A 9,961-nucleotide genomic window follows, 5' to 3' on the forward strand; every position below is an offset into this window, starting at 1 on the left:
TTATAATAACTTTTTAATGTCTTCCATCAACATTTGAATTCCTTCATCTTCCAGCCCGTCGTAGTAGATCAGGGGATTTCCATTTTCATCATATCGAGAACGAATCTGTCCCTCTTGATCAATAAGTGCAAAGAAGCCCGAGTGTTCAAAACCACCTTCCACTTCCGGAGCCTGTCCTACATAGAGATTGAACCCCTCATTGGCCAGTTTGAAAATATCCTCTTGCTGGCCAGTCAACAGATGCCAATGCGGGTTGCTGATCTGATAGCTGGTCGCGTATTCTTTCAATATCTCTGGGGTGTCGTATTCCGGGTTAATACTGAATGAAGCAATTCCAAGACCCGGATTGCCGTAAAACTCATTCTGGATCTTCACCATATTCCGATTCATGATCGGGCAAATGGATGGGCAAGTGGTAAAGAAGAACTCCGCCACGTACACCTTCCCACTGTAGTCGGAGTTGGTGATGGTTTTTCCATCCTGGTTGGTGAATTCGAACTCCGGTACTTGTCCAATCACTGCCAGGTCCGGTTCAGAAAGTGTATTCACGATCTTGGGTACTGCCCAGATCCCGAAAACCAGAATGACAAATGAGATCCCGATATAGGAGTAGTTCTTCATACTTAGATTTCGCGGTTTGATTTGTATTTCTTCAAAGCCAGGCGATACTCTGCCAAAACCACTTTGATATCGTCCCCCATTTTGTTGTTGATCTCTGCATAATCACTGGCGTTGAACCCATATAATAGGGTCACATCCTCGTCATCGTCCCTTCCTCTAAGCGAGCGTTCTTTATCGATGATGAACACAAAGTCGCTGGACCAATTCTCATCCAAGGCATAGGTGCTTTCCAGGGATTGGAATACCATCTCTATCTGCTCCGGACTTCCGATTGCAAACTTCCAATTATCCGTCTTCTCTATCTGTTCTAATTCCTTCAATAAAGCCGCTACCTGGTCCTGTTGATCCTCAGTCACCAAGATGACAAACTGGAACTCGTCAAACTGATGATTCTTCTTGTAGATCTTATGGGCCAGATTAAAGGCATTGGCCCTTTTATTACCTACATCGGAACCGAAGAATCCCAATACAGTAATCTTATTCTGTAAGCGCGGACGTTCCCCTTCGATATCCTGGAAACCATCAAGTTCTGCAACCGAGGTGGTCAAAACTGGAAGCTTGACAAAATTGTTCACTCCTGTCGCAAAGAAAATGTATACCAGCAGAGGTAGCAGGAACAGAACTGTAAGGACTATATACTTTTTGACTTTCAAGTGATTGAATTTCTTGCAAAAATACAACCCAATTGGGCCTTGGGCAAAACCAACTCCTTAATTAATGCACAAAAAAACCCGGCAAATAGCCGGGTTCATATTTCCTAGAGAATTCGACTAGAAATCGAATTTCACATAATTCGTCTTATATACTTCGAAGATATAATCTCCTTCGATAAGCAGAATGAGGATCAGGTAACAGATCAGGAATACTCCCGTCCAGACAACTGATCTTCTCAGGGACTTCTTTTCATCGCGCATGTGCATGAAGTCCCAAGTGATATAATAAGCCTTAACCAGGGTCAGGATAATGAAGATCCAGTTGAGGAGCTTCATGGCCAAAAAGCGGTTATCGGTTAAAACCTCAGGTTTGATAATCCCCAGTGCAACCTCTATGATCGTAACGATAGAGAGAAAAATAAAAACCCCCAGATCTTCTGAACGTTAGACTTGAATTTAAGTCTTCCGCGAAATATTTCCAATTTGTGATCGTGCGCCATCAGATACTAATTTATGCTTATACCAGGTAGAAGAATGTAAATACAAAGACCCATACAAGGTCTACAAAGTGCCAGTAGAGTCCAACCTTTTCAACCATCTCATAGCTGCCTCGTCTCTCGTAGGTTCCAAGGATACAATTAATGAAGATGATAAAGTTGAAGACCACCCCGGAGAACACGTGAAATCCGTGGAATCCGGTAATAAAGAAGAAGAAATCGGCAAAGAGCGGGTGACCGTATTCATTCCGCTGCAGATTGGCTCCTTCGACCACCAACTTTCCATCCGCTACCAGCTTGGCTACAGACTCTTCTCTGGAAAGCACGGTTGGCTCACCATTCTCGTCCAGGTATTGTGTCCGGATCAGTAGGTTATCGTCAGCCAGGAAACCTGCCTTTACTTCCTCAAAGGTAAAAGTGGTCAGGGTCTCCGGTTCTACGTCATACCAGATACCGTTTTTTCTTTCATGTTCTATTCGCTCGGTGGGGATACTGGTAGCAAACGAACTAATTGCCACTCGCTTTCCATCGGTATCCAGGAACTGCAATATCTTCCCTCCTTTGGTCTCTACAGCCCCGTAGTCTCCCTTGATAAAAGTAGCCCACTCCCAAGCCTGGGAACCAACGAAAATCAAACCTCCAATAATGGTGAAGAACATATACCAGATCACCTTGGTCTTCTGCATCTTGTGCCCTGCATCCACGGCCAATACCATGGTCACAGAAGAGAAGATTAGAATGAAGGTCATGAAAGCCACATAGTACATCGGGCCGGCACACCGTGTAAGAACGGTACGTGAGTAAATACCTCATCGGCAATAGGCCAGGCATCGATGAACTTGAATCGGGAGAATCCATAAGAGGCAATGAATCCGGAGAAGGTCAACGCATCGGAGACGATGAAAAACCACATCATCAACTTACCATAACTCGCATTGAGTGGACGGTTACCTCCGCCCCAAACTTTTCCCTCTGTTCCCGTTTTCGCTACAGTAGCTTCCATAGGGTGATCTTGGTGTTAATTTTTGCCAAAAATACGATTAATTTTTATCTGACGAAATAGAAAAATAAAAAGAGATATATCCACAAAATATCGACGAAATGCCAGAAGGTACAGGTCAGTTCCAATCCCAAGGTATTTCCTTCAGAATAGCCATTTCTAAGCTGCTTGAACAGGGTAATCAATAAGGCGATCAGGGCTACAACGACATGCGCTATATGAACCACAGCGATCAGGTAGATAAAAGTGGTCTTTGGGTTGCTGGTGGCACCGGTAAAATTATATCCGTAGGACTCAATGATCTGTGAGAATCCCGCAAACTGTAGCCAGATAAATACACAACCCAAGACGAAGGTTGTCATCAACAAAGCTGTACCTACCTTCTGAGAGCTCCTTATAATGCTTCTTTTGGCAAACTCCATGGACAAACTACTCAGGACGATCACCAATAAACTGAGGGTAAAAGCCTGCGGTAATTCGAAATCTGCCAACCAATCCGGCCGCTCCCTACTTACCACATAAGCACTCGTAAAAGCGGCAAAGCTCATGGCCAGACTGATGATACCAAACCAGAGCATCATCTTCTTGGCCCTTCTGCGTTTCTTTTCTTCTGTTCCTTCTGTATAATCCATTAACGCACAAATTTATCGACTACAAAGATCACTTGTAGCAGCGTGATATAGCTAACACTGACCAACATCAATTGACGTGCGGCCTTGTCTGTTCGCTTTCTGTATAATCTGATGGCATAGTACACCATCCATATCCCCAATCCAAGTACCAGTATGGCCGCTATGGGGCTTAAATAAAGAGAACCGGTCATACCCGAGGCGGGAACCAGAGATGCAAGTACAGTCCATACACTGTAAAGTACGATCTGAATAGCTGTATTCTTGTCCCGCTTTCCGGTTGGTAACATTTTAAATCCGGCCCGCTCATAGTCATCGTACAAGAACCAACCTATAGCCCAAAAGTGTGGAAACTGCCAAAAGAACTGAATCATGAACAAGGTTCCCGGCTCGATACCAAACTCACCTGTGGCAGCAACCCAACCTAGCATAAAAGGTATGGCTCCTGGAAAGGCCCCTACAAATACAGCCAAAGGACTTTTTGTCTTAAGCGGTGTATAAAGACTTACATACATAAAGATGGAGATGGCCCCAAATAAGGCCGTCTTGGGGTTGATGGCATAGAGCACCGCAATCCCGATGACGGTCAGTAAAGAAGCAAGTATGAAAGCGGCATTAGAAGTCATCCTCCCGGATGGCAATGGCCTCATTTTAGTCCGTTCCATTAAAGCATCGAGATCCTTCTCTATGATCTGATTGTACACATTAGAGGCGCCAACCATACAATAACCACCCAAGCACAATAAAAACAAGGTGTAGAAATCTACTTGGGGAGCAGCCAGTAAGTAGCCCGCAACCGAAGAGAAGACAACACTCACGGACAGTCTGGCCTTGGTGATTTCGGCAAAACTACCGATCAGATTCTGCACTTTGGTATTCGAAGTATTGACACTCATAAATTTGGATGTGCAAAGATACGGCAACAGCTATATTGTTCATAGCATCTTTCCACCTAATTTTACTAGACTTAAGGAGTATTTTACTAATTTAATCCCCCTAAAAATTAAGGATGAATCGAATATTTAAAGGGCTATTATTGGCCTCTATAGCAGCACTGCCCCTAGGCGCACAGGAAAATCAACCCAATGAAGAGATCGAAGTGGTCAAAGTCCGGGATAGCATTTACATGCTCCAGGGTCGTGGCGGAAACATCGGATTGAGTTTGGGAGAGGACGGAATCTTTATGATAGACGACAAGTTTGCCTCTTCAACGCCTAATATTCTCAATGCCATTTTAACCTTGAGTAACGCCTCTGTCCAGTTTGTGATCAATACCCATCACCACGGGGACCACACTGGGGGAAATATTAACCTTAGAGGGCAAGGAGCGACCATTTTTGCACATGAGAATGTCCGCTCCAGGCTGATACAGGTAGCCCGAGACAAATACAAACAAGACATTGAAAAATCCGCGGAGGACGCCAAGGAAAGGGGAATTGTGGATGACAAGTTGGAGCAACGCCGGGAATCTGCTATGGCTCGCATAGATGAGGAGCTGGACCTGGACCCACATTCCTTGCCAATGGTGACCTTTGGAAACAACCTGCACTTTTACTATAACGGAGAAGAAATTGTTGTGTTTCATGTAGCTAGAGCTCATACAGATGGGGATGTAATGGTCTACTTTACAGAGAGTAATGTACTACAGACCGGTGATGCCTATGTAAAAGATGCCTACCCATTTATCGATTCGAAAAATGGAGGCAGTCTAGCCGGTTATATTGCGGGTTTAAGCCGGGTGATGTCGATGATAGATGAAGACACCCTTATAATACCCGGACACGGTGATATAGCAACTCAGGCAGATATTCGATACACCTTGTCCATGCTCACGTTTATTCGGGATAGAATAGCCTTTCATTTGGTAGCTGGAAAATCCAAACAGGAGATCATGGCTATGAGTGAACTCACAGACCAATTCGATCAAAAAGGATTTGGCGACGGATTTATAAATACCCAACGTTTGTTAGAGAGCGTCTTTCCGGAGATTGAAAAGAAATTCAAGGGAAAGAACTAAAACTCTAAGCCGTAATCATTAGAAGTCGTAGTACCAGTTGAATAGATCGGTTCTCACACCCAAATTGAACCAGGTTGTCTGATTGGAAAAGACGTCGGCAGTATTGACCTGGGGCTGGAAATCGCGATAGATCAATGTAGCGTATATCTTTAAGTTGGTCGCAGGATTGATCAAATAACCAGCCGTCAATTCGGTATGGAAGAAATCGGTCGTATTTCCCTGGGCAAGATCATTGCCTTCGTCCGAGATCCGATTGTCCTCAGTTCCATAGATGTTACCGCCATAGAAGAAACTGTCTTCTGGAGTGTTGAATTCAAAACCACGCTTGGCGAAGATGAACTTGGCATCCCCAAACCAGCGGCCATTCTGATAACGTGCGATGGCCAGGGCCTCCCAGAAGTTGGCATCCATCACATGCGCCATGGACTGATTGGTATGCCCGTAATTCAGAACTACAGTGTTGTGAGAAAATGTATAGGGCCTTACCCGGTTGTATTCTCCCTGAAGGAAGAGCCCTTTCAGTCCAAAGGCGTCGTAATATTTTAAGCCTATTTGATAGGCCTGCTTGTTCTTGTAGCTGCCATTTGCACCGAAGAAATCTCCGGAGGAAAACTCATCGATCAACCATTGACCATATACATTGACCCGATCGCTAATCTTGTATTTACTGCTGATCCCGATCAAGGCATTACCTCCTCTGGATCCCGTAGAGAATTCAATGGCTCGCAGAAAGATGACCGGGTTTATGTAGTTAAAATCGAAACCTCGATCATTGTCATTCTCCCAGATAACAGACTCGAATAATCCCAGATTCCAGCGTTTGGTGATATTCACGCTCAGGTAATGATGAGCCATCCATTTGGTGCGGAATGACCCGTCTTCCGTTACCTCGGATCGGACATCCCTCAGGGACATCCAAGTATTGGTGTACTTGAGCTTCCAGAAGGTGGTGTTGATCTTAAAGAAAGGGTAAGGAGCAGCAAAATCACTTAGGAAAAGTGAACGGTAGCCGTCACCAAAGAAGTTCTTACCATGCCCCAGCTGGAAGTTAAAGTACTTGGAGGGAGTAAATGAGATATATCCTGTTGCAACCGGGTAGTCATAGGAGTCAGACTTAAAATTCTTAGCAATTCCTCTTCCGGGTATGACTGCTGGATTTCCTCCATCGGGAGCCCTGGCCTCGGCATATCGGTTAAAGTAATCGGCGAAGCGGCCCTGGCTTTCATAGACCACTGCAAAAAAGTTGAACTGTTTTCCTATCCCACCTTGAGTATAGAGCAGGCGCGTATTATTATAAGTATCAACATCGGCCCCAGTGTCCTTACCCACCTGCAGGTCCACTCCGGGATCCAAAGTGACCCAGAAATCCTTTCCCTTCCAAGTGACCAAATGTTCATTCCACCATTTTCTGCCCCACCAGGAAGTTTTGTTCTTCAGGATCTTCTGGTTGTTCTCCTCAAAGTTGTAATACCGATTGACCTCGGCATAGGTGTATGGTTTTTGTGCTGTATGATTATTGGTTCCAACCTTATTCATGGCTGCATCAAACAAATAGTAATTGTGATGAGACAAGGGAATATTCAATTGGCTGGTGTATTCTTCATTGGCATAGGGTAGCTTTTCCTGGGAATCATATTCGGAAGCAGGATCGCCCAAAGTAGCAACGACGGTTACCTCAATGGGCTGAGGGGCCTGGGGTTCCACCAACGGAATTTGCAAGGGCAGGGTAAACTGCATATAGGTCGGATTACCGTTATAGGTTGCTGGCGTAATGGTTGGCAACAGCTCGAAAACCCGGTTCACTTCATCCTTTAGCTCATCGTAAAACGCATCAACATATAGCACCTTGAACTCTCCTTGCTTGTCTACTTCAAAGAGAATAGATAGCGTACCGGAATAGTTCTCCTGGCCAACGATCTCCGGAGTTTGGAAGTTAGCGTAGATGGAGCGCTGTAAATTATATCGGAAGCAGGATTCCAGTTCGGCTAGCTGTACCTCCTCGCATTCAGAAAAAACAGGGTACTTTTCAAAGGTGGATGAGGTCTGCTGCGCCAGGGATAACACCCCACTAAACAGCATACTGACCAGGGCCAGGCGTTTCATCATAAGATTGGGATAAGATATCCGAAAGATACAAATTCTGAGCAAGTAGCAACAAGCTGGGAAAACGTGTATTTCACAACAGGTTTAATAAAAAAACGCCTCCCGAATAGGGAGGCGTTTCTTTTGTGATATGGTGTAAATTAATTCTCTACTTGGAAAAGGATCGGTAGAGAGTACAGTACTCCAACCGGCTTCCCGCGTTGCTGTCCAGGAGTCATCTTGGGCAGCGAACTTACCACGTCAACAGCTTCTTGTTCCAGACGTGGGTGCGGAGCTCTTGCACGTACGTTTACAATATTTCCTTGACGATCGATCTTAAATTGTACGGCTATACGCTGACGCCCTTCTAAACCTAAATCTCCAGCCAGGTCTGTATTGAACTTTCGCTGAACATACTTCTGTACTTTCTCGGACATACACTTCTTACGTGCAGCATTGCCCTTTTCTTTCTCACATCCAGGATAGATGGGTACATTCTCGATTACTGCGAAAGGTACATCTGCGATCTCCTCTTCTACAGCTTCCTCGATCTCCTCGATCTCAACGATCTCGGTATCAGCATCAGTCTCGGTAGACTCAATAATGGTCTCTTCTACTTCTTCTTCATCTTCTACAACCTCGATTACCTCCGGTGCTGGCGGTGGTGGCGGTGGTGGCGGTGGAGGGGTAATCTGCTGAGTAATTGGGATTTCCTCATCTAGCTCATCACCTACATCGACCATGCCGGTATCTATATTACTCCTGTCATAGGTCTTCCATTCGATGGCTTGCCAGGCTAAAAATAGCATGACGATCATCCCGATCTGGAAGAAGAGCATACTTCTTTTGGTTAAATCGGCTTTCGGGTTCTTCTTCGGTTCCATATATAGCGTATTTAGAGATTTGCTAATGTATATAAAAATGGTTGCAAAAGAAAACGAAAACCTAGATTTAAGATTTCTCCAGAACCTAATTCTCCACCTTAAATAAAATAGGCAAAGAATAGATCACGCCGACCGGTGTACCCCGCTGTTTTCCTGGAATCATTCGAGGTAAACCTTGAATTAAGGCTACTGCCTCTTGCTCCAGTCGCGGATGCGGCGCACGGGCTCTCACCTCACACACATCACCTTCTTTGTTGATCTTAAATTGTACGTTGATCCGTTGGCGACCTTCAAGTCCAAGTTCAGTAGCTAACTCAATATTGAAATTACGCTGAACATAGGCCATCACTTTGTCGGACATACATACTTTTTTTGCTTCCCTGTCCGGCTTGTCCTCACAACCCGGATAGATCGGTACTTCCTCGATCACTGCAAAAGGAATAGAGACAACTTCCTCCTCTTCTTCCTCTTCGACGATCTCGGCAATGTCATAGATCTGATCATTCTGGTTGGTCTCACTGGATTCTATCACAGTTTCTTCTACCTCCAGATCATTATCGACTGCAACGATCACCTCTGGTGCCACCTGTGGAGGTGGAGGTGGAGGTGGGGTCACATCGATTGGTTCTGTAACGGGGATAACTTCTTCCAGGTCCTCGGCAATCTCTGCCAGACTGGTATCATTGGCTGCCTTGTCCTCGGTGGTCCATTCCATTGCTCTCCAGGCAAAGAAAAGCATTACGATCATTCCGATTTGGAAGAATATCAAACTACTTCTTCTCAAGTCGTACTTGGGATTCTTCTTAATTTCCATATCCGTGATTTATGATTGAACTTAGAAGACGAATCTTCTTTTAATCTGTTCGTACGTTAGGAAACCTATTATTCCACCGATTCCGTTGGCAATTATGTCAATGATGTCAAAAGTTCTCGTATCCGTGAACCAGTGCTGAAAGGCTTCAATTACTATGCCATAAAACAGGCATGTAACCAAAACTAACACAGGTCTACGAGAAAAGATATGATATCTGTCAGTTGTAGAGAAAACAACTAACCAAATGAAAACCAGCCCAAAAAAGATCAAAATATGAGCTATTTTGTCCCAATAGGGCCCGTCTGTTGTTGGCAGATCCGGCGAAGGAGCCAACATGATAATCGTAATAAAAAGGGTATACGCGAGTGCGATTAACCGAATAAGGTTAACCCACCAACTCCTTGTAGCTCGCATCGCTCATTAACTGATCCAGCTCGGAATCGTCCGATATCCGGACCTTGATCATCCAACCGGCTCCATACGGATCGGTATTGACCATTTCCGGCTCGTCTTCCAGCGCTTCGTTAAATTCGATGATCTCACCGGACAATGGTAGGAAGAGATCAGAAACAGTCTTAACCGCTTCCACGGTACCGAAAACTTCATCCTTGTCCAAGGTCTCGTCCAGGGTCTCCACCTCGACATAAACGATATCACCCAGTTCTCCCTGAGCAAAATCGGTAATACCAATGGTCGCAACATCACCTTCGACACGAACCCATTCGTGATCCTTGGTGTACTTTAAGTCTGATGGAATGTTCATA

At 44.9% G+C, this 9,961-nt stretch carries 10 protein-coding genes and 2 pseudogenes; 1 reads left to right on the forward strand and 11 read right to left on the reverse strand.

Annotation, left to right across the window (positions count from 1 at the left end; genetic code table 11):
• The 6 genes and pseudogenes from BST85_RS09750 to cyoE all read right to left on the reverse strand — a co-directional run bounded on the left by BST85_RS09750 (nt 1) and on the right by cyoE (nt 4,296).
• A complete protein-coding gene (locus tag BST85_RS09750; protein WP_104813068.1) occupies nt 1-621 on the reverse strand; it encodes an SCO family protein in 621 nt (206 codons plus the stop codon).
• Between the two features lie 2 nt (nt 622-623).
• Nucleotides 624-1,274 (reverse strand): hypothetical protein, encoded by a 651-nt coding sequence (locus tag BST85_RS09755; protein ID WP_104813069.1) that lies wholly within the window; start codon nt 1,272-1,274, stop codon nt 624-626.
• 117 nt (nt 1,275-1,391) lie between these two features.
• Nucleotides 1,392-1,774 (reverse strand): annotated as a pseudogene (locus tag BST85_RS09760) (cytochrome C oxidase subunit IV family protein).
• A gap of 17 nt (nt 1,775-1,791) precedes the next feature.
• Nucleotides 1,792-2,774: pseudogene (locus tag BST85_RS09765) on the reverse strand (cytochrome c oxidase subunit 3).
• A gap of 44 nt (nt 2,775-2,818) precedes the next feature.
• Entirely contained in the window at nt 2,819-3,403 is a 585-nt protein-coding gene (locus BST85_RS09770) for a cytochrome c oxidase subunit 3 (protein ID WP_104813070.1), read from the reverse strand.
• A complete protein-coding gene (cyoE, locus tag BST85_RS09775; RefSeq protein WP_104813071.1) occupies nt 3,403-4,296 on the reverse strand; it encodes a heme o synthase in 894 nt (297 codons plus the stop codon). The genes BST85_RS09770 and cyoE overlap by 1 nt, the downstream gene beginning before the upstream one ends.
• Before the next feature lie 113 nt (nt 4,297-4,409).
• Between cyoE and BST85_RS09780 the strand changes: the two genes are divergently transcribed.
• Nucleotides 4,410-5,417, forward strand: a complete 1,008-nt coding sequence (locus BST85_RS09780; protein ID WP_104813072.1) for an MBL fold metallo-hydrolase — start codon at nt 4,410-4,412, stop codon at nt 5,415-5,417.
• A gap of 18 nt (nt 5,418-5,435) precedes the next feature.
• Here the strand turns inward: BST85_RS09780 and BST85_RS09785 are convergent, their stop codons facing one another.
• The 5 genes from BST85_RS09785 to gcvH form a co-directional block, all read right to left on the reverse strand.
• On the reverse strand, nt 5,436-7,523 hold the full coding sequence (locus BST85_RS09785; protein ID WP_342750426.1) for a gliding motility protein RemB: 2,088 nt from the start codon (nt 7,521-7,523) through the stop codon (nt 5,436-5,438).
• 137 nt (nt 7,524-7,660) lie between these two features.
• Complete coding sequence (locus BST85_RS09790; protein WP_104813073.1) at nt 7,661-8,383, reverse strand: energy transducer TonB; 723 nt, start codon at nt 8,381-8,383, stop codon at nt 7,661-7,663.
• 85 nt (nt 8,384-8,468) lie between these two features.
• The gene (locus BST85_RS09795) at nt 8,469-9,197 is read right to left on the reverse strand and encodes an energy transducer TonB (RefSeq protein ID WP_104813074.1); all 729 of its coding nucleotides are present in this window, start codon (nt 9,195-9,197) and stop codon (nt 8,469-8,471) included.
• Between the two features lie 21 nt (nt 9,198-9,218).
• Nucleotides 9,219-9,611, reverse strand: a complete 393-nt coding sequence (locus BST85_RS14780; protein ID WP_104813075.1) for a VanZ family protein — start codon at nt 9,609-9,611, stop codon at nt 9,219-9,221.
• A complete protein-coding gene (gene gcvH / locus BST85_RS09805; RefSeq protein ID WP_104813076.1) occupies nt 9,583-9,960 on the reverse strand; it encodes a glycine cleavage system protein GcvH in 378 nt (125 codons plus the stop codon). Before gcvH ends, BST85_RS14780 begins: the two co-directional genes overlap by 29 nt.
• Nucleotide 9,961 lies beyond the last annotated feature (1 nt).

This window comes from Aureitalea marina (assembly GCF_002943755.1).
Classification (GTDB): Bacteria; Bacteroidota; Bacteroidia; order Flavobacteriales; family Flavobacteriaceae; genus Aureitalea; species Aureitalea marina.

Bases quoted from the DNA above. Each gene is read 5' to 3' on its own strand.
- BST85_RS09780 (WP_104813072.1), top strand. From the start codon at position 4,410: ATGAATCGAATATTTAAAGGGCTATTATTGGCCTCTATAGCAGCACTG.
- BST85_RS09785 (WP_342750426.1), bottom strand. From the start codon at position 7,523: ATGATGAAACGCCTGGCCCTGGTCAGTATGCTGTTTAGTGGGGTGTTA.
- gcvH (WP_104813076.1), bottom strand. From the start codon at position 9,960: ATGAACATTCCATCAGACTTAAAGTACACCAAGGATCACGAATGGGTT.
- BST85_RS09750 (WP_104813068.1), bottom strand. From the start codon at position 621: ATGAAGAACTACTCCTATATCGGGATCTCATTTGTCATTCTGGTTTTC.
- cyoE (WP_104813071.1), bottom strand. From the start codon at position 4,296: ATGAGTGTCAATACTTCGAATACCAAAGTGCAGAATCTGATCGGTAGT.
- BST85_RS09795 (WP_104813074.1), bottom strand. From the start codon at position 9,197: ATGGAAATTAAGAAGAATCCCAAGTACGACTTGAGAAGAAGTAGTTTG.
- BST85_RS09770 (WP_104813070.1), bottom strand. From the start codon at position 3,403: ATGGATTATACAGAAGGAACAGAAGAAAAGAAACGCAGAAGGGCCAAG.
- BST85_RS09790 (WP_104813073.1), bottom strand. From the start codon at position 8,383: ATGGAACCGAAGAAGAACCCGAAAGCCGATTTAACCAAAAGAAGTATG.
- BST85_RS14780 (WP_104813075.1), bottom strand. From the start codon at position 9,611: ATGCGAGCTACAAGGAGTTGGTGGGTTAACCTTATTCGGTTAATCGCA.